Genomic DNA, 19,308 nt, shown 5'->3' with positions numbered 1-19,308 from the left:
CAGCACATCACTCTCGCGGCTTCTATGTCAATCTTCATTTGTTTTAGAAAGCGAGACGCAGCACTCCCCCGGCCTCGGATCCAGCCGCGCCCTGCCCGGGTCCTCGCCCATGCCCTCCAGCAGCCCCTGGCACAGCGCCAGGTTCATCGAGCACACCAGCAGCGGCTGCTCCTGCGACAGCAGGTGGAAGGGGCAGTTGCGCAGCCGCAGCGCGCCGCCCTCGTCGTAGGGCTCGTAGCCGCGCTCGCGCAGCACGCGGTCGACGGGCTCGCCGCCGCGCCCCCTGCCGATGCGCGCGCCCGCCCGGCGGGCCGCCTGCTCGGCCTGCTCCTCGGCGCCGAGCAGCTCCACCACATCGGCCAGCACCGAGGCGGGCGTCGCGTAGTCGCGCGGGGGCAGGCTGACCGTGCGCTCGCCCTTGGCCCTGCGGTAGACCTTGGCCGGGCGGCCGCTGCCGGGGCCCTTCCTGTCCTGGGGGCGAAAGCCGCTCTCCAGCAGCCCGGCCTCGACGAGCTTGTCGAGGTGGTGGCCGGCCAGCGTCCGGGACACGCCGGCCGCCTCGGCGGCCTCGCCCCTGCCGACGTCGCCGCCGCCGGCCGTCACGGCCTCGTACAGGCTGCGGCGCACGGGGTCGTGCAGCAGGCCGAGCGCCTGCAGGTCGTCGTCACTGCTCACAGCCGGAGTCTACGGAGCCTCAGTAGGCGGCCAGGACGTCCACGACGAACACGAGGGTGTCGGAGCCCTTGATCCCGTACGCGGGATGGCCCGGCGCGCCGTAGCCGTAGGCGGGCGGGACGATCATCAGCACCCGGCTGCCGACCGGCACCCCGACCAGCGCCTTGTCCCACGCCTTGATCACGGCGCCGTCGCCGATCCGGAACGCCTTCGGCAGGCCGGTCGACCAGGTGGCGTCGAAGACCTCGCGCCGGGCCCAGATCGCGCCCTCGTACTGGGTGACCAGGAGCTGCCCGGCCTGCGCCGGGCCGCCGCTCCCCCGCCGCAGCACCTTGGCGGCGAACGCCCGCGGCGGCGCGGCGGACGGGATCGACAACTCCGGCCGCTCGCCCCCGGTCACGCGGACGCCGGCCAGCGACCCGCCGGCCGCCTCGACCGCGGCGCCCTTGCGGTGGGCGCCCAGGATGTCCACGACGTAGACCAGGTCGTCGGCCGGGCCGACGCCACGCGGCGGGGTGGCGCCGAAGCCCTGATCGGGCGGGACGGCCGCGAGCACCCTGCTGCCGACCGTACGGCCGCGCAGCGCCCTGCCGAGCCCCGGCAGCAGCGAACCCACCGGGAAGGCCGCCGGGGCGCCCCGGTTGAAGCTGGAGTCGACCAGGCGGTTGTCGCGGCCGTCCCAGACGTGCGCGGTGTACTGGACGACCGCGACGTCGTCGTCGCCCAGCCGGTCGCCGCCGCCCGTGGTCAGCTCGTCGACCTGGAGATCGGCGGCGGGCCGGCCGGCGGGGAAGACGATCGTGGGCCGGGCGCCGAACGCGCCGCCCACCTTCAGGTCGAGCTGTCCGCCCGCCTTGGCGGCGGGGTCGCCGGCCGTCGGGCCCGTGCAGGCGGCCAGCAGGAGCAGCGACGCCAGCGACGGCACGATCGTACGGCGGCGCATCTGCCCTCCCACGACGGAGTGGCCCGGCGGCGAGACGCCACCGGGCCACGAGATGCTACCGCGTCGTCGGACGGCCCGTCAGGAGATCACCCGGTCAGGAGGCCGCCAGCACGTCGACCACGAACACCAGCGTGCTCTTGGCGGGGATCTTGTCCTGGGCCTGGTCGCCGTAGCCGAGGTCCGGCGGGATGCTCATGACGACCCGGCTGCCGACCGGCACCCCGGCCAGGCCCTTCTGCCAGCCCTGGATCACGTTCGCGAGCGGGAACTCGGCCGGCTCGCCACGCTCCCAGCTGGAGTCGAACTGGCTGTCGGTGCCCCAGACCTTGCCCGTGTAGTGTACCGTCAGCGTCTGGGTGGGCTGCACCTTGGCGCCGGTGCCCTCGATGAGGGTCTTGACCACCAGCTCCTTGGACGGCTTCTCGTCGGTCTTGGTGGTCAGCGTCGGGGCCTTGTCCCCACCCGGGCTGACGACCTTGACGCCCTTGAGGGTCTGGCCGGTCTCCTTGCCCGTGGCCGCCTTCAGCGCGGCGGGCCGGGCGCCGACCACGTCGAGCACGAACACCTTCGTCGGCTCGGCGCCGGCCGTGGCCTGCCCCGCCGGAGCCGAGTCGTTGGCCAGCACGGCCAGCAGCCGGCCGCCGTGCTTGACCTTCGTGAAGCCGTCGCGCAGCACCTGCGGGAGCTGCTCGTTGACCGGGACGGTCTCGGGCTGCTTGGTGTCGTAGGAGGAGCCCTGGATCGCGTTGCCCTTGCCGTCCCAGTTGTAGACGGTCAGGTTGACGATCAGCTTGTCGCCGGTCTTGACCTCGGGGCCGGTGCCCGGCTGGATCACCTCGTAGGAGGACTTCGTCGCCGGCGAGCCGGCGGGGAAGGTCACCGTGGGCTTGGCGCCCACGTTCCCGGTGACCTTGAGCCCGGCCGAGCCGGTGCTGGTGGCGGCGCCTCCGTTCGCCCCGGCGTCGGTGTCGCCGCACGCGGCGGCGAAGAAGATCAAAGGCACGGCTGCCAGTACGGCCAGAGCGCGGCGCATGGATTTCCCTCGGAAAAGACGTCAGATTCGCGTCACCCTACCCGACATCGAGGTAGGGCCGAGGTAAACACCACGCCCCGGCCGTTTCCTCACATGCCGGCGATGAGCTTGTCGACGCGCTCGTCCACGCTGCGGAAGGGGTCCTTGCACAGCACCGTGCGCTGGGCCTGGTCGTTCAGCTTCAGGTGAACCCAGTCGACGGTGAAGTCGCGCCGCTTCTCCTGCGCCTTGCGGATGAACTCGCCGCGCAGGCGTGCCCTGGTGGTCTGCGGCGGCACCGACTTGGCCTCGAAGATCTTCAGGTCGGAGGCCACCCGCTCGACCGAGCCGCGCTTCTGCAGCAGGTAGAACAGGCCGCGCTTGCGGTGGACGTCGTGGTAGGCCAGGTCGAGCTGGGCCACCCTGGGCGAGGACAGCGGCAGGTCGTACTTCTTGCGGTAGCGCTCGATCAGCTGGTATTTGGTCACCCAGTCGATCTCCCGCGAGACCAGGTCGAGGTCGCCGGTCTCGACGGCGCGCAGCGTGCGCTCCCACAGCTCCAGCACCCGGCGGGTGATGGCGTCGCCGCCGCGCCGGTCGACGAAGTCCTGGGCCTTGGACAGGTACTCCTGCTGGATCTCCAGACTGGAGGCCTCCCGGCCGTTGGCCAGGCGCACCCGGCGGCGGCCGGTCATGTCGTGGGAGACCTCGCGGATGGCCCTGATCGGGTTCTCCAGGGACAGGTCGCGCATCACCGTGCCGGCCTCGATCATGCGCAGCACCAGGTCGGTCGCGCCGACCTTGAGCAGCATCGTGGTCTCGCTCATGTTCGAGTCGCCGACGATCACGTGCAGGCGGCGGAAGCGCTCGGCGTCGGCGTGCGGCTCGTCGCGGGTGTTGATGATCGGCCGGGACCGGGTGGTGGCGCTGGAGACGCCCTCCCAGATGTGCTCGGCCCGCTGCGAGACGCAGTAGACGGCGCCGCGCGGCGTCTGGAGCACCTTGCCCGCCCCGCACACGATCTGCCGGGTCACCAGGAACGGGATCAGCACGTCGGCCAGGCGGCCGAACTCGCCGTGCCGGCCCACCAGGTAGTTCTCGTGGCAGCCGTAGGAGTTGCCGGCCGAGTCGGTGTTGTTCTTGAACAGGTAGATGTCACCCGCGATGCCCTCTTCGCGCAGGCGTTTCTCGGCGTCGACGAGAAGGCCCTCAAGGATGCGCTCGCCCGCCTTGTCGTGGGTGACGAGTTCGATGACGTTGTCACACTCGGGTGTTGCGTACTCAGGATGGCTGCCCACGTCGAGGTAGAGACGTGCGCCGTTGCGGAGGAAGACGTTGCTCGATCGGCCCCAGGACACGACCCGCCGGAACAGGTAGCGCGCGACCTCGTCGGGGGACAGCCTGCGCTGTCCCCTGAACGTGCAGGTCACGCCGTACTCGTTCTCCAGCCCGAAGATGCGACGATCCATCACCTCACACTATGCCCACGGATCGGCGATCGGGAGAGATCTTCACAGGTGTTTTCCGGCGGACGTCCCATTTGCCAGATTTGCTGGGTGGGTTTTACCAGGTCCGCGCCCGCCCCCGCGAAGCGCGGAGCCGGGATCACGGGGTGTAGATCTCCTGAACCTTGACGATCTTGCCCTGGTACACCGTGATGAGGGACGGCTGCCGCTGCTTGTCGTGCCGCTTGACCAGGACGGACGTGGGGCAGCGCTTGGCGCCCAGGCCGGTGTGGCGGTCGACGGTCATGGCCGCCATCACCGGCTTGCAGCCGTAGGCGGACAGGAAGACGACGTCCTTGGCGATCGGGGAGGCGTAGGCCGTCACGTCACCCTCGGGCGGGCCGACGAAGTAGCCCTCGGTGGTCTTGGACCGCTTCCACTTGATGGGCTCGTACTCGGCGACGCCGTCGCGGACGTCGGTGATCCAGCCGCGCAGGATGCCGTTGCGGCGGGAGTGGATGCCCTTGGTGAAGTCGTGACCGGGGTCGGCCTGGAAGCTCGTGCCGAAGATCGCGGGCTTCTTGTACGCCGGGTAGGCCGCGGTGGCCCCGCTCGCCGTGGTGGTGGCGGTGGCGGCGGTGGCCGCGTGGGCGGCGACGCCGGAGGCCAGCAGCGCGGCGGCGGTGCCGCCGGCGAGGAGGGTGCGCATCGTTGTGTTCACGCTTGCTGAGATCCCACCTCGCGCTCCGGGGTTCGCCGCCACGCCGGTGATACAGGTCACACAGCGCGGCCCCCGCGGCCCCTGTGGCGGGCGGGAGCCTCATGGGACAGGGCGGGGGCCGCCATCGCGGCCCCCGCCCTGTCCCGGCGGTCTTCGAAGGCTCAGAGCGGCCCGGAGCCGTCGTCGACGTCGCCCTCGGGGCCCGTGGGCGGACCGGTCGGCGGCGCGGCGGGCGGAGTGGCAGGCGGAGTGGCAGGCGGAGTGGCAGGCGGAGTGGCAGGCGGGGTCTCAGGCGAGGTCTCGGACGACTCCGCGGCGGCCCCGGCCGGCGGGGTCGCGGGCGGGGTGGCGGACGTCGTCGTCTGGGCGAGCAGGCGCTCCAGCCGCGCGCCCGTCAGCCGCAGGAACTTGCGGTGCTCGCGGTTGCGGTCGAGGACCGCGACCTCGAGCTGGGCGACCGGCGGCCGCTCGCCGCCCGGCTCGGTGAGCGCGGCCAGCGCCACCTCAAGGGCGTCGGCCAGCGACATCGACTCGCGGTAGCGCTCCTTGAGCCGCCCGGCCACGGCGTCGGCCTGGCCGCCCATGGCCGCGAAGCCGTGCTCGTCGAACACCGAGCCGTCGAAGGTCAGCCGGTAGATGGCGTCGCCGTCGGGGCTGTCGCCGACCTCGGCGACGACGACCTCCACCTCCAGCGACTTGATCGACTCGGTGAAGATGCGGCCCAGGTTGGAGGCGTAGAGGTTGGCCAGCCCGCGGCCGGTCACGTCGGAGCGGTCGTAGGTGTAGCCGTTGATGTCGGCGTAGCGGATGCCGCCGAGGCGCAGCTCCTCGAACTCGTTGTAGCGGCCGACGGCGGCGAACCCGATGCGGTCGTAGATCTCGCTGATCTTGTGCAGCGCCCGCGACGGGTTGGGCGCCACGAACAGGATGCCGTCGACGTACTGCAGCACGACGACCGACCGGCCCCGCGCGATGCCCTTGCGCGCGTAGTCGGCCTTGTCCCGCATGATCTGCTCAGGGGACGCATATCCAAAAGGCATGGACACGGGCAGTGGTCCTTTCTAGCGCAGCGGGGCGATGGGGCCGTCGGGCGAGATCATCCGGGCCTCCAGCATCTGTTCGACCTTGGCGGCCACCTGCTGGTCGGTCAGCTTGCGGAAGCCGTCGGCGTCGATCACCGACACGATCGGCCAGATCTTCCTCGACACGTCGGGCCCGCCGGTCGCCGAGTCGTCGTCGGCCGCGTCGTAGAGGGCCTGGATCACCGTCATCACCATGTCGTCGGCCGAGGCGCCGTCGCGGTAGAGCTTCTTCAGCGAGCCGCGGGCGAAGATCGAGCCGGAGCCGATGGCGTCGTACCTGTCGCGCTCGTAGGGGCCGCCCGCCACGTCGTAGCTGAAGATGCGGCCCTCGTCGCGGTCGGGGTCGTAGGCCGCGAACAGCGGCACCACCACCAGGCCCTGCATCGCCATGCCGAGGTTGCCGCGGATCATGGTGGCCAGGCGGTTGGCCTTGCCCGCCACCGAGAGCGTGCGGCCCTCCATCTTCTCGTAGTGCTCCAGCTCCACGCGGTAGAGGCGGGCCATCTCGATGCCGGTGCTGGCCGTGCCCGCGATGCCCATGCACGAGTAGTCGTCGGAGCGGAACACCTTCTCGATGTCACGCTGCGAGATGATGTTCCCCGACGTGGCCCGCCGGTCGCCCGCCATCACCACGCCGCCGGCGAAGGTGGCGGCCACGATCGTGGTCGCGTGCGGGACCTGGTCGCCGATCGGAGTGGCCAGCGCCTGGTGACGCTGGGGCAGCAACTCGGGCGCGTACGAGCCGACGAACTCGGTGAACGAGGAGTTCCCTGAGTTTCGGAAAAGCTGGTCCACCAGGCCGACGGGCAGATCCCTGTTCGGTGCCACGCGACTCCCTCCCAACATCAGTGTCTCTAGGCCGACCCTACTCATGTTGCGTTGCTGTCTGCACTTCCCACGATCAGCTCACGGCGAACCGTTCATCAGATCGTTTCTTTACGCCCGCCACACCCCGTGCGATTGTCGGTATGTCTGCACGTCCTGAACAGGAGGCCGACTTGCGACTCCCCAGCCGGCCCGCGCTCGTCGCGGCCGCAGCCGTCCTGGCCCTCACCTCCTGCGGCTCCGGCACCCAGTCCGGGGGCAGCATCACCCTCACCATCACCGCCAACTCCATCGAGGGCGGCAAGAACTCCGAGTCCGCCGCCTGGATCAAGAAGTGGGTCATCCCCGAGTTCGAGAAGACCCACCAGAACGTCAAGGTGCTCTTCCAGGGCAACGGCGTGGACGACGAGCAGTACAAGACCAAGATCGCTCTGGACCTCAAGTCCAGGACCGGGGCCGACGTCATCGACCTCGACGGCATCTGGGTCGGCGAGTTCGCCCAGGCCGGATACATCAAGCCGCTCACCGAGGTCGGCGGCGCCGGCGTCGAGCAGTGGGAGGGCTGGTCGCAGATCCCGCAGGCCGTCCAGGGCCTAGGCATCTTCGACGGCAAGAAGTACGGCCTGCCCCAGGGCACCGACGGCCGCGTGCTGTTCTACAACAAGGCGCTGTTCAGGAAGGCCGGTCTGCCCGAGACGTGGCAGCCGACCAGCTGGCAGCAGATCATTGACGCCGGCGTCAAGCTCAAGGCCGCCGGGGTGCCCACGCCCGTCCAGATCGACGCCGGCACCGCCATGGGCGAGGCCACCACCATGCAGGGCGTGCTGCCCCTGCTGGCCGGCGCCGGGTCGGAGATCTACGCCTCGGGCAAGTGGACCGGCGCCTCCCAGGCCGTCAAGGACGTCCTGGGCTTCTACCAGCAGGTCTACGGCGGCAGCGGGCTCGGCGACCCCAAGCTCCAGCAGGAGGCCAAGGGCCGCGACAAGTCCTTCGCCCAGTTCGCCGCCGGCAAGATCGCCATCCTGGCCGAGAGCGACTACTTCTGGCGCTCGGTCATCGAGCCCAAGGCCGGCGTCGCCCCCATGCCCGACCGCGACCAGGTCGTGGGCTACGCCAAGATCCCGGCCAGGCAGCCCGGCGGCGGCATCCGCGGCCAGGACTTCGTCAGCATGTCCGGCGGGGCCGTCCGCGTGCTCAACCCCTTCTCCAAGAACCCCAAGGCGGCCTGGGAGCTGCTGGCCTTCATGCACTCGGCCGCCGCGACCAAGTCGCAGCTGGCCGGGCAGGCCCGCGTCAGCGCCCGTACCGACGTCAACGAAGAGGTGCTGACCGCCGACCCCATGCTCAAGTTCGTCGCCGACGAGGTGCTGCCCATCACCGCCTACCGGCCGGGCCTGGCCGTCTACCCGCAGGTCTCCACCGCCCTGCAGGAGGCCACCGCGGCCGTGGTGGCCGGCAGGAGCGCCGACGAGGCGGCCGCGGCGTACCGGAGCAAGCTGGAGGGACTGGTCGGTGGCGCGGCCAACGTCGGCGGCTGACGCCGCGGGGCTGGGCCGGGGCAGGGCGGTCGCGTTCGTCCTGCCCGCCCTGATCCTGATCGGCGTCTTCCTGCTCTTCCCGGCCCTGTGGACCATCTACCTCGGCCTGACCGACTACCGGCTGACCGGCCTGGCCGCCGCCGACCCCCAGGTCGTCGGCCTGGACAACTACACCGCCGCGCTCGCCGACCCGCGTTTCCTGTCCTCGCTGTGGCTCACCCTGCTGTACGTCGGCGGCTCGGCCGTCGTCGGGCAGGCCGGGCTGGGTTTCGCCCTGGCCTGGATCCTGCGCTCGCGCACCGGCCCGCTGCGCCGGGTCGTCGAGGGCGCGGTGCTGCTGTCGTGGATCCTGCCCAGCACCGTGGTCGGCATGTTGTGGTTCGCGCTGCTCGACCGCGACGACGGCACGCTCAACGCCCTGCTGCACACGCCCGGGTTCGCCTGGCTGCTGGACTACCCGCTGCTGTCGATCATCGTCTTCAACGTGTGGCGCGGCACCGCGTTCTCGATGATGCTCTACTCGGCCGCCCTGGAGAACGTGCCGCCCTCGCACCTGGAGACCGCCCGGCTGGCCGGCGCGAGCGTGCCGCAGCAGCTGCGCGACGTGGTGCTGCCGGCCATCAGGCGGCACGTCCTGACGAACCTGCTGCTGATCAGCCTGTGGACGTTCAACGACTTCACGCCGTTCGTGCTGACCGGCGGCGGGCCCGAGGGCCGCTCGGAGATCCTGCCCGTGTACGTCTACCGCGTCGCCCTCCAGGACGGGCAGCTCGGCGTCGGCGCCGCCATCTCCTTCCTCATCCTGCTGATCAACCTCGTCTTCGCCCTGGCCTACCTGCGGTTGCTGCGCGGACGTCGCCGCACGCGGGAGGTCGCCGCCGCCGGAGGACCGCCCGCATGATCCGCCACACGCTCGGACGGCTGGCCGCCACCGTGTTCGTCGCCGTCGTCCTGGCCTTCTTCGCGCTGCCCATGCTCTGGCTGGCCAGCGCGCCCTTCGACGACACCCCGACGATCACCACGTCGATCCCCGAGTTCACGTTGCGCAACTTCGCCGCCGTCCTGGACAACCCGTACGCGCTGGGCTCGATCCGCAACTCCCTGATCCAGGGGGGCGGGGCGGCGGTGCTGGTCGTCGTCCTGTCGGCGCTGGCCGCCTACGCCCTTTCGCGGGTGCGGCTGCCCGGCCGTGACGTCCTGCTCTACCTGCTCCTGCTGCTGTCGTCCGTGGTCACCGGCACCGCGGCGATGGTGCCGATCTTCGAGCTGGCCACCCGGCTCGGCCTCATCGACACCCATCTCGGCGTCGTCCTGGTGGTCTCGGCCGGCCTGCTGCCCGCCGCGATCTTCATCCTGAAGGACTTCATGGACGAGACGCCCACCTCCTACGAGGAGTCGGCCCGGGTCTTCGGCGCCTCGTCGCTGCAGATCCTGCGGCACATCGTGGTCCCGCTCGTGCGGCCGGGGCTGGCCACCATCGCCGTGTGGGCGCTGGCCAGCGTGTGGGGCGGGTTCCTGTTCCAGTTCATCCTGCTGCGCGACCCCGAGAAGGCGCCCGGCTCGATCATCCTCTACACGCTCTACACCGAGGGCGGCGCGCCCCGGCTCGACCTCATCTCCGCCTTCTCGCTGCTGTACTCCCTGCCGGTGGTCCTGATGTACCTGTTCGTCTCCCAGCGGTACGGCTTCCGCTTCCACGGAGGAATCAAGCGTTGATCTCCCTGCACGGCCTGACCAGGGTGTTCCCCGGGGGCGTACGCGCGCTCGACGACCTCGCGCTCACCGTCGCCGACGGTGAGTTCTTCGCCCTGCTCGGCCCCTCCGGCTGCGGCAAGACCACCCTCCTGCGCAGCATCGCCGGCCTGGAGACCCCCACGTCCGGGACCGTCGCCATCAACGGCAAGGACGTCACCGCCCTGCCGCCGGGCGAGCGCGACGTCGCCATGGTCTTCCAGGACTACGCGATCTTCCCCCACATGGACGTCACCGCCAACATCGCCTACCCGCTGCGCATCAGGAAGGTCCCCCGGGCCCGGCGGACGGAGAAGGCGGCCGAGGTCGCGGCCCGGCTCAGCCTCACCGAGCTGCTGCTGCGTCGTCCGTCGGAGCTGTCCGGCGGCCAGCAGCAGCGGGTGGCGCTGGCCCGCGCGATCGCCTGCCACCCGGCCGCGTTCCTGTTCGACGAGCCGCTGTCCAACCTCGACGCCCGCCTGCGCCTGGAGGCGCGCACCTTCCTCAAGCGGCTGCAGCGGGAGCTGGCCGTCACCACGGTGTTCGTCACCCACGACCAGGCCGAGGCGCTCGCGCTGGCCGACCGCATCGCCGTCATGTCCAAGGGCTCGATGATCCAGGTCGGCACCCCCGCGGAGATCTTCCACCGGCCGGCCACCACGTTCGTGGCCTCCTTCATCGGCTCCACCCCGATGAACCTCCTGCCCGCCCGGGTCACCGACGCCGGGCTCGAGGTGGCCGGCGCCCTGCGCCCGCTGCCCGAGGGCCTGCCCCCGGACGACGACGCCCCCGTGACGTACGGCGTGCGCCCGGAGTACATGGACCTGTCCCCCGCCGAGCGCCCGGACGCCTTCCCGGGCGTCGTGTCCGTGCTGGAGAACATGGGCACCCACACCCTCATCACCCTGGAGTCCCCCGGCGGGCTCATCCAGGCCGTCGTGCCGGAGGGCGAGGAGCCGCCGCTCGGCGCCGCCCGCTGGGCCGTGCCGCGCCGCTCCCTGGTCTACCGCGACGACCGGCTGCTGTGAGCCTGGGCGACCCGGGCCCGCATACTGGACTCATGGCCAGGTCCTGGATCCTGCACGTCGACCTCGACCAGTTCATCGCCGCCGTGGAGCTGCTGCGCCATCCCGAGTTGCGCGGCCGGCCCGTCGTCGTGGGCGGTTCCGGCGACCCCGCCCAGCCGCGCACGGTCGCCGCCACCGCCACCTACGAGGCCCGCGCGCACGGCGTGCACTCGGGCATGCCGCTGCGCACCGCGCTGCGGCGCTGCCCCGACGCCGTCTTCCTGCCCAGCGACCCGCCCGCCTACGAGGCCGCCTCCGAGCGCGTCATGGCCGCCCTGCGCGAGCTGCCGGTGCTCGTGGAGGTCTGGGGCTGGGACGAGGCCTTCGTCGGCGCCACGACCGACGACCCCGAGGCGCTGGCGGCCGGGCTGCGGCAGGTCGTGCTCGACCGCACCACGCTGAGCTGCTCGGTCGGCATCGGCGACAACAAGCACCAGGCCAAGCTCGCCTCGGCCTTCGCCAAACCGGCCGGCGTCTACCGCCTGACCGGCGAGAACTGGGCCGAGGTGATGAACGACCGGCCGACCGACGCGCTGTGGGGCATCGGCGCCCGGACGGCGAAGAAGCTCGCCGGGCTCGGCCTGCGCACGGTCGCCGACCTGGCCGCCGCCGACCCCGCCGAGCTGGCCCGCGCCTTCGGCCCGGTGAACGGCCCCTGGTACCACTATCTGGCCCTCGGCAAGGGCGAGGCCGAGGTGGACACCAGTCCCTGGGTGGCCCGCGGTCACAGCCGCGAGATCACCTTCCCCCGTGACCTCACCGATCGTGAGGCCGTCGCCGGCCAGGTGGCCGGTCTCGCCGGGCAGGTCGCCCGTGACGCGGTGGCGGCGGGGCGTCTGTGCGCGCGGGTGACGGTCAAGGTGCGCTTCACCCCGTTCCTGACCCGTACCCGGCAGTGCACGCTCCCCGAGCCCACGGCCGACCCCGGCGCGCTGACCGAGGCGGCGCTCGCCGCGCTGGGCCGCTTCGACCTCGACCGCCCGGTGAGGCTGCTCGGCGTGGCGGTCGACTACACGGCGCTCGACTGAACCCTGGCTGAGCAGGGCCCGAGGAGTGAGCCCCGGCCGCATCGGCCGGGGCTCATCCTTCCCCATGGTCAGAGCGGTGAGGACAAGGCCCTACTGGCCCTACTCGCCACCCTTTTGCACATAGGAACGCACGAATTCCTCGGCGTTCTCTTCGAGCACTTCGTCGATTTCGTCCAGGATCGCGTCGACATCGTCAGTGAGCTTCTCCTGTCGCTCCTGCACGTCCGGCGCCGCCGAGGCCTCGGTCTCCTCAACTTCGGCCTCACGCCGGCCGGTCTGCTTCTGCCCGCCGGTGTCCTTGGTTGCCATGTCCTACCTCCGCTTGGGGGACTGCCTCTAAGGCATATCTTCCCCGAACCGGACGACATTTCGCGTCGAACGCCCTGCGATCTTGGCGGCTTGACTGGATAGCACTCCTATCCAATAATGGATCCACCTATACACAAGGAGATCCCGACATGTCGCCCTCTTCGCTGCACACGGCAGGTGTGCTCCTCATCACAGTTCCCGGCGTCGCGTTCGGCGGCGTGACCCTGCTGCGTTTCCTCATGCGCAACGAGCCGGGCTATCTGGACAACCCCGTCCGCAGGGGCCTGTGGCGGGCCGGGCACGCGCACGCGGGCGTCCTGGTGCTGTTCAGCCTGGTCGCGATGCTGTACGTGGACCAGGCGAGCCTGCCCGAGGGCGTGAAGGCGCTGACGCGCACGCTCATCGTGGCCGCGCCCATCCTGATGCCGCTCGGCTTCTTCCTGTCGGTGCTGCGTCCGCGCGACACCAAGCCGAACCGGCTGATCTGGCTGACCGCGGTCGGCGGCGCGTCGCTGGCCGCGGGCACGCTGACGCTCGGCATCGGCCTGCTGTGAGCCCCGGGACGGCCCGGGGCCCCGGCTACTCCCCGGTGCCGGTCAGCGCGGCGACCAGCTCGGCCGCGGTGCGGCAGCGGTCGAAGAGCTCGCCGACGTGGGCCTTGGTGCCGCGCAGCGGTTCGAGCGTGGGCACGCGCTGCAGGGACTCCCGGCCGGGGATGTCGAAGATCACCGAGTCCCAGGAGGCGGCGGCCACCGACTCGCTGTACTGGCTCAGGCAGCGCCCGCGGAAGTAGGCGCGGGTGTCGGTCGGCGGCAGCTCGATCGCGCGCTCGACCTCCTCCTCGCTGATCAGGCGCTGCATGCGCCCGCGCGCCACGAGCCGGTTGTACAGGCCGCGGTCGGGGCGGATGTCGGAGTACTGGAGGTCGACGAGCTGCAACCTCGGGTGGGACCAGGGCAGGCTGTCGCGGGTGCGGTAGCCCTCCAGCAGCTCCAGCTTGGCGACCCAGTCGAGCTCGCGCGAGAGCTGCATCGGGTCCTCGGCCAGGCGCGTGAGCACGGACTCCCAGCGGTCGAGGACGTCCTTGTTCATCTCGTCCTGGGCGGTGCCGCGTTCCTCGACGTACTTGCGGGCCTGCTCCAGGTACTCCATCTGGAGCTGCACGGCGGTGAGCTTGCGGCCGTCGCGCATCGGGATCTCGTAGCGGCAGGTCGGGTCGTGGCTGACCGCCCGCAGCGACTGGACGGGGTTCTCCACGGCCAGGTCGCGGGTCAGGAAGCCCTCTTCGATCATGGCCAGGACGAGCGCGGTGGAGCCGAGCTTGAGATAGGTGGAGATCTCCGACATGTTGGCGTCGCCGATGATCACGTGCAGCCGGCGGTACTTCTCGGGATCGGCGTGCGGCTCGTCGCGGGTGTTGATGATGGGCCGCTTGAGCGTGGTCTCCAGGCCGACCTCGACCTCGAAGAAGTCGGCGCGCTGGCTGATCTGGAAGCCCTCGCCGCGGGAGTCCTGGCCGATGCCGACCTTGCCCGCGCCGACGACGACCTGCCGTGAGACGAAGAACGGCGTCAGGTGCCGGACGATGTCGGCGAACGGCGTGGCGCGCCGCATCAGGTAGTTCTCGTGGCAGCCGTAGGAGGCGCCCTTGGCGTCGGTGTTGTTCTTGTAGAGCTGGATCGGCGCGTTGGACGGGATCGCCGAGGCACGGGTGGCGGCGTCGTACATCACGCGCTCGCCGGCCTTGTCCCAGATGACCGCGGCCCGCGGGTTGGTGCACTCCGGCGAGGAGTACTCCGGGTGGGCGTGGTCGACGTAGAGCCTGGCCCCGTTGGTGAGGATGACGTTGGCCAGCCCGAGGTCCTCGTCGGTGAGCTGGCTGGGGTCGGCGACCTCGCGGGCCAGGTCGAAGCCGCGCGCGTCGCGGAGCGGGTTCTCCTCCTCGAAGTCCCATCGCGCTCTGCGCGCACGGGCCGCCGAGGCGGCCAGGTAGGCGTTCACGACCTGGGAGGAGGTCACCATCGCGTTGGCGCCTGGCTGACCTGGTACGGAGATGCCGTATTCGGTCTCGATGCCCATCACCCGACGCACCGTCATGCAACACCCTCTGTTCGTCCGGATCTGCCTATCCGCCGTTTATATGCCCGAGCCTATGCCCTTCACAGTGCCCCGAGGCCACAGAGTTATGGCACCGACGCCTTCTGAATCTGTACGGCGGAGCTTGTTGTGGTTTGCGGTGATCTGCGGGGCTTGAGGAGTCGCTGGATCGGCCGTTCGGCAAAGGAGTAGATCAGATACGACAGCACGACGGCGGCCACAGTCGTGACCAGGGCCACCGCCCAGGGGGCAGGTCGCCGGTGAGCAGCGGGATGAGCGCCGCCGCGGTGACCCCATGGAAGAGGTAAAGCGGGTAAGTGGTGGCGCCCAGCGCGGTGAGCGTCCTGGAGGGTTTGAGGCGGATCAGGCCGAGGGCGACCAGGGCCATGGCGGCGAAGATCAGGGTGAGGGTGACGATCACGCTGGTGTCGGTGACGGGCATGTTCTTGAACCCGGCGGCGTCGATGCGGCGGTGCACGCGGCCCAGGGCGGCGGGGACGGCCATGGCGTACCCGGCGGCGACGTACAGCCACGGGAGCAGGGCCTTGCGGTTCTGGTGGATGAGATACAGGGCCATGCCGGCGACGAAGTAGGGGGCGTAGTCGGGCATGACGATCTCGTTCAGCACGTCGTTGTCCACGAACCTGGCGGCCAGCGCGGCGGCCAGCCAGACGCCCGAGAAGACCAGCACGCGTGCGTACGTGACGCCGGCGATCACCAGGATCGCGATCAGCAGGTAGAAGCGCAGCTCGGCCCAGAGCGACCAGTAGACGCCGCTGGCGTCGGCCACCTTGAACAGCCGCTGGAACATGGTGGCGTTCACCAGGTACTGGCCTGGTGAAAGTTTTGGGTCCAGCGCGGTGGCGCCGGTCAGCCCGTACAGGGCCGCCACGGCGCCGAGGCTCAGCCAGTACGCCGGATAGAGCCGCACCAGCCGCGACCGGGCGAACGCCCCGAGCCCCCGCCCCCACACGGTCATGAGGATGACGAACCCGCTGATGACGAAGAACAGCTCGACGCCGAGGATGCCCAGCCCGGCGAACGGCGCCAGCGCCGGGAACAGCGCGGCGGGCCTGGCCCCCAGACCGAGGCGAAGGCCACCAGGTAGTGGAAGGCGACGACCGCCAGGGCGGCGAGGAAGCGCAGCAGGTCGAGCTCGGCCAACCGGCCGTCTCCCCGAGCATGCTTTGGCCGGTTAGCTTGATGCACGCCCCTTTGACGACCCGCTGATCACTTTGGTTCCACAGGTCCCTCTGTTCCCACCAGCAACACACGTGCGGCCGGGCCGAGGGCGATCGCCTCGCGGGTGCCCGGGTCGAGGGCGAGCAGCCCGGCGGCCCCCGCCGCGCCGCACTCCGACAGCGACACCCCGCGCTCGGCCAGCAGTGCGGCGGCCTGCGCGGCCTGCTCGTCGGCCACGGTGACGAACAGGTCGGCCTGGCGGCTCAGCAGGTCGAAGGCGATCAGGGACGGTTCGAGGCAGTCGAGCCTGCCCAGGCGCGTGGGCGAGCCCGTCGCGTGCACCGGCCGGCCCGCGCGGGCGCTCTCCAGCAGGCAGGGCGCGCCGTCGGGCTCGACCACGACGATCCTCGGCTGCTCGCCCCAGCGGTCGCGCGTGTACCCGGCCGCGGCGGCGGCCAGCCCGCCCACCCCGGCCTGCACGAACACGTGGGTGGGCGGGATCTCGATCTCGTCGAACAGGACGGTGTAGCCGCGCATCACGTCCAGGGGGATGTCGTCGTAGCCCTCCCAGGAGGTGTCGGCGACCAGGCGCCAGCCGTGCTCCTGGGAGGCGTGCAGGGCGGCGGCCAGGCTGGCGTCGTAGTCGCCGCCCTCGCGGCGGACCTCGGCGTCCAGGGCGCGCAGCCGGTGCGCGAACGGCTCGGGCACCTGCTCGCTGAGGTAGACGACGCAGTGCGCGCCGAGCTCCCTGGCTCCGGCCGCGACCGAGATGCCGTGGTTGCCGGCGCTGGCGCAGACGTACGTGGTGCCGCCGCCGTCGCGTTCGGACAGCCGGTGCACGGCGTAGGCCCCGCCGAGCGCCTTGAAGCTGCCCAGCCCCATGCGGCCGCTCTCGTCCTTGACGTGCACGGTGCCCGCCCCGCCGATGTCGGTCAGGGTGTGCACGGGCGTGGGCCGGTAGGCCGGGTGCCGGGCGAAGTGGGCGCGGGCGAGCCGGGCGTGCTCCACACCGATCAGCTCACGGTCGCGCTCGGCGAACGGCGTGCGGCCGGGGTTGAAGAAGTGCATGATCGCCATGCTAGGACGGGCCGGGCGACGTTCCCCGGCACTTGGCGGGCGCGTCCGGCCGCATGTCACGAGGAGCGGTCGCGGGCGGCGGCCACGGCGGCCTGGCCGAGGCTGAGTCCGCCGTCGCCGGGCGGTACCCGGGTGTGGGTGAGCACCCGGAACCCGGCCGCGCGCAGGCGCTCGACGGCCCGTTCGAGCAGCAGCGCGTTCTGCAGCACCGAGCCCGACAGCGCCACGGTGTTCAGGCCGGTGCCGTCCCTGAGCATGACGCAGCAGCGCACGACAGCGTCGGCCACGCCGTTGTGGAAGCGTCCCGCGATCGAGCCGGTGGCGATCCCGGCCGCGACGTCGGCGGCGGCGGCCCGGACGAGGTCGGCGGCGTGCACGACGAGCAGGTCGCCCTCGGTGATGGTCGCCGCGTACGAGCCGCTCTCGGCCGGGTCGGCGCGCTGTTCGAGCTCGGCGGCCGCCTGCCCCTCGTAGGTGACGGTGTCCCGGATGCCGAGCAGCGCCGAGACGGCGTCGAACAGCGGCCCGGCGCTGGAGGTCATGGGCGCGCCCAGCCCGGTGCGGGTCCGGGCGAGCACGTCGGGCCAGTGGGCGGCGTTGCGGCGGACGACGTCCAGGTGCGGGTGCTCGTCGCGCAGGTAGGCGGCGGCCATGCGCCACGGCTGGCGGGCCGCGGCGGCGCCGCCGGGCATCGGGACCAGGGCCAGGTGGCCGAGCCGCTGGACGGAGGTCAGGTCGGCGCGCAGGAACTCGCCGCCCCACAGCGTGCCGTCGAGGCCGTGGCCGGGGCCGTCGAGGGCCACGCCGAGCACCGGGCCCGTCTCGCCGTTGTCGGCCAGGCAGGAGGCGATGTGGGCGTGGTGGTGCTGGACGCCGACGAGCTCGACGCCGGTCAGCTCAAGGGCGTGCCTGGTGGACAGGTAGCCGGGGTCGAGGTCGTGGGCGACGACCTCGGGACGGATGTCGAACAGGCCGCAGAAGTGGTCGATGCCCTCGACGAAGGAGCGCAGGGTCTCCTGGTCGTCCAGGTCGCCGATGTGCTGGGACAGGAACGCGCGCCGGCCGCGTACCAGGCAGAAGGTGCTGCGCAGCTCGGCGCCGCAGGCCAGCACCGGGCGGGGCGCGGGACGGCGCAGCGTGAGCGGCTCGGGCGCGTGGCCGCGGGCGCGGCGCAGCACGGTGTGCCCGCCGGACCAGGGCCGCAGCACCGAGTCGTCGGCGGGGACGTGGATGGCCCGGTCGTGGAGGAGGAAGGCGTCGGCGATGCCGCCGAGCCGGGTGACCGCGTCGGCGTCCTCGTGGGCGATGGGCTCGTCGCCGACGCTGCCGCTGGTCAGGACCATGGGCTCGGCCAGCTCCGCGAGCAGCAGGTGGTGCAGCGGCGTGCAGGGCAGCATCAGGCCGAGGTCGCGGCTGCCGGGCGCGACGGCGTCGGCGACGGGCGCGCCGGGCAGCCGGGGCAGCAGCACGATCGGGCGCGCGCGGCCGGTGAGCAGCGCGGCGCCCTGCCCGTCGACCGCGCACAACCGGCGGGCCTGGTCGAGGTCGGCGACCATGACGGCGAACGGCTTCTCCGCGCGGTGCTTGCGGGCCCGCAGCGCCGCGGCGGCCTCCTGGTGGGCGGCGGGCACGGCCAGGTGGAACCCGCCCAGCCCCTTGACGGCGACGACGCGGCCGGCCCGCAGCAGGGTCGCGCAGGCGCTGACCGGGTCGCCGCACAGCTCGGCGCCGCGGGCGTCCAGCAGGCGCAGGGACGGGCCGCAGGCGGGGCAGCAGGTGGACTCGGCGCGGAAGTGCCGGTCGCCGGGGTCGTGGTACTCGGCAGAGCAGTCGGCGCACATCGCGAACCCGGCCATGGTGGTCAGCAGCCGGTCATAGGGCACGCCGCGCACGACGGTGAAGCGCGGCCCGCAGTTGGCGCACGCGATGAACGGGTAGCGGTGGCGCCGGCCGACCGGGTCGGCCAGCTCGCGCAGGCAGTCGTCGCAGGTGGCGAGGTCGGCCGGGACGAGGGCGCGGCGCGGGCCGGCCGGGTCGCCGGCGGCGATGCTGAAACCCCGGTGGCCCGCGGGCGGGCCGCTGACGACGGTGACGCTCTCGATCTCCGACAGGGCGGGCGCGTCGCGCTCCAGCGCGGTCAGGAACTCCTCGACCCCGGCCAGGGCGCCCTCGACCTCGATGAACACCCCCTCGACGTCGTTGCGCACGCGGCCGGCCAGGCCGAGCCTGCTGGCCAGCGAATACACGAAGGGGCGGAACCCCACGCCCTGGACGACGCCTTCGACGCGGACGTCCACCCGCTTACGGACGGTCACAGGCCCCAGTGTGCGCCTCGCCGGGGCGGCTTGTACGGCGGATGACGCGTGTCGCGCGCCCTTCTCTCAGAGAGCGCGCGCCCATCCCCCGGAAGCTCCCCCCGACTCTCCCGGGCGCGTTCTCCCGGCTCTCCGCCGGAAGCTCCCCAGGTCTCCCAGGCGGGTTCCCTGTGCTCTCCCCGGGAAGCTGCCCTGGCTCTGTCAGGGGCTTTCCCCGGCGGGCATGGAAAGGGCCGCGCGGACGGCCGCGCGGCCCTTTCC

18 protein-coding genes are annotated in these 19,308 nt (G+C 71.7%); 6 read left to right on the top strand and 12 right to left on the bottom strand.

Annotated elements, in window-relative coordinates; genetic code table 11:
- Positions 1 to 27 precede the first annotated feature (27 nt).
- The 7 genes from ACNF49_RS23695 to prcB form a co-directional block, all read right to left on the bottom strand.
- Entirely contained in the window at positions 28 to 675 is a 648-nt protein-coding gene (locus ACNF49_RS23695) for a helix-turn-helix transcriptional regulator (protein ID WP_352331511.1), read from the bottom strand.
- A gap of 19 nt (positions 676 to 694) precedes the next feature.
- Positions 695 to 1,618 (bottom strand): FKBP-type peptidyl-prolyl cis-trans isomerase, encoded by a 924-nt coding sequence (locus ACNF49_RS23690; protein ID WP_357977346.1) that lies wholly within the window; start codon positions 1,616 to 1,618, stop codon positions 695 to 697.
- 94 nt (positions 1,619 to 1,712) lie between these two features.
- Complete coding sequence (locus tag ACNF49_RS23685) at positions 1,713 to 2,621, bottom strand: FKBP-type peptidyl-prolyl cis-trans isomerase (RefSeq protein ID WP_357977343.1); 909 nt, start codon at positions 2,619 to 2,621, stop codon at positions 1,713 to 1,715.
- 119 nt (positions 2,622 to 2,740) lie between these two features.
- Positions 2,741 to 4,099 (bottom strand): Pup--protein ligase, encoded by a 1,359-nt coding sequence (pafA, locus tag ACNF49_RS23680; protein ID WP_125642647.1) that lies wholly within the window; start codon positions 4,097 to 4,099, stop codon positions 2,741 to 2,743.
- 136 nt (positions 4,100 to 4,235) lie between these two features.
- Positions 4,236 to 4,796: a hypothetical protein gene (locus tag ACNF49_RS23675; protein ID WP_482945013.1), complete on the bottom strand. Its 561-nt coding sequence runs from the start codon at positions 4,794 to 4,796 to the stop codon at positions 4,236 to 4,238.
- A gap of 161 nt (positions 4,797 to 4,957) precedes the next feature.
- Entirely contained in the window at positions 4,958 to 5,836 is an 879-nt protein-coding gene (gene prcA / locus ACNF49_RS23670) for a proteasome subunit alpha (protein WP_482945012.1), read from the bottom strand.
- A 21-nt stretch (positions 5,837 to 5,857) separates the two neighbouring features.
- A complete protein-coding gene (prcB, locus tag ACNF49_RS23665) occupies positions 5,858 to 6,724 on the bottom strand; it encodes a proteasome subunit beta (RefSeq protein ID WP_482945011.1) in 867 nt (288 codons plus the stop codon).
- A 152-nt stretch (positions 6,725 to 6,876) separates the two neighbouring features.
- Between prcB and ACNF49_RS23660 the strand changes: the two genes are divergently transcribed.
- Genes ACNF49_RS23660 through ACNF49_RS23640 form a run of 5 tightly spaced genes read left to right on the top strand, consistent with a single transcriptional unit; the run spans position 6,877 to position 12,067 of the window.
- Entirely contained in the window at positions 6,877 to 8,241 is a 1,365-nt protein-coding gene (locus ACNF49_RS23660; protein WP_482945010.1) for an extracellular solute-binding protein, read from the top strand.
- Complete coding sequence (locus ACNF49_RS23655; RefSeq protein WP_482945009.1) at positions 8,216 to 9,142, top strand: carbohydrate ABC transporter permease; 927 nt, start codon at positions 8,216 to 8,218, stop codon at positions 9,140 to 9,142. The genes ACNF49_RS23660 and ACNF49_RS23655 overlap by 26 nt, the downstream gene beginning before the upstream one ends.
- Positions 9,139 to 9,957: a carbohydrate ABC transporter permease gene (locus ACNF49_RS23650; protein WP_352364067.1), complete on the top strand. Its 819-nt coding sequence runs from the start codon at positions 9,139 to 9,141 to the stop codon at positions 9,955 to 9,957. The genes ACNF49_RS23655 and ACNF49_RS23650 overlap by 4 nt, the downstream gene beginning before the upstream one ends.
- A complete protein-coding gene (locus tag ACNF49_RS23645) occupies positions 9,954 to 11,000 on the top strand; it encodes an ABC transporter ATP-binding protein (RefSeq protein WP_482945008.1) in 1,047 nt (348 codons plus the stop codon). Before ACNF49_RS23650 ends, ACNF49_RS23645 begins: the two co-directional genes overlap by 4 nt.
- 32 nt (positions 11,001 to 11,032) lie before the next feature.
- Positions 11,033 to 12,067 carry a DNA polymerase IV gene (locus ACNF49_RS23640; protein WP_482945007.1) on the top strand — a complete coding sequence of 345 codons (1,035 nt, stop codon included), beginning with the start codon at positions 11,033 to 11,035 and terminating at the stop codon, positions 12,065 to 12,067.
- Between the two features lie 99 nt (positions 12,068 to 12,166).
- On the opposite strand, the gene ACNF49_RS23635 is transcribed toward ACNF49_RS23640, so the two are convergent.
- Positions 12,167 to 12,376, bottom strand: a complete 210-nt coding sequence (locus ACNF49_RS23635) for a ubiquitin-like protein Pup (protein WP_132622197.1) — start codon at positions 12,374 to 12,376, stop codon at positions 12,167 to 12,169.
- A gap of 149 nt (positions 12,377 to 12,525) precedes the next feature.
- Here ACNF49_RS23635 and ACNF49_RS23630 point away from each other — a divergent pair, with 149 nt between their 5' ends.
- Positions 12,526 to 12,930: a hypothetical protein gene (locus ACNF49_RS23630; RefSeq protein WP_357977321.1), complete on the top strand. Its 405-nt coding sequence runs from the start codon at positions 12,526 to 12,528 to the stop codon at positions 12,928 to 12,930.
- A 25-nt stretch (positions 12,931 to 12,955) separates the two neighbouring features.
- Here ACNF49_RS23630 and dop read toward each other — a convergent pair whose 3' ends face one another.
- The 4 genes from dop to hypF all read right to left on the bottom strand — a co-directional run bounded on the left by dop (position 12,956) and on the right by hypF (position 19,047).
- On the bottom strand, positions 12,956 to 14,473 hold the full coding sequence (gene dop, locus ACNF49_RS23625) for a depupylase/deamidase Dop (RefSeq protein ID WP_357977319.1): 1,518 nt from the start codon (positions 14,471 to 14,473) through the stop codon (positions 12,956 to 12,958).
- 193 nt (positions 14,474 to 14,666) lie between these two features.
- Entirely contained in the window at positions 14,667 to 15,473 is an 807-nt protein-coding gene (locus tag ACNF49_RS23620) for an acyltransferase family protein (protein ID WP_482945573.1), read from the bottom strand.
- Between the two features lie 230 nt (positions 15,474 to 15,703).
- Positions 15,704 to 16,723: a pyridoxal-phosphate dependent enzyme gene (locus tag ACNF49_RS23615; protein WP_357977313.1), complete on the bottom strand. Its 1,020-nt coding sequence runs from the start codon at positions 16,721 to 16,723 to the stop codon at positions 15,704 to 15,706.
- A 65-nt stretch (positions 16,724 to 16,788) separates the two neighbouring features.
- Positions 16,789 to 19,047: a carbamoyltransferase HypF gene (gene hypF, locus ACNF49_RS23610; protein ID WP_482945006.1), complete on the bottom strand. Its 2,259-nt coding sequence runs from the start codon at positions 19,045 to 19,047 to the stop codon at positions 16,789 to 16,791.
- Between the last annotated feature and the right edge of the window lie 261 nt (positions 19,048 to 19,308).

This window comes from Actinomadura sp. ATCC 39365 (assembly GCF_054392275.1).
The sequence above is the reverse complement of the archived record's forward strand: the minus strand, read 5'-3'. Positions and strand labels throughout refer to the sequence as shown.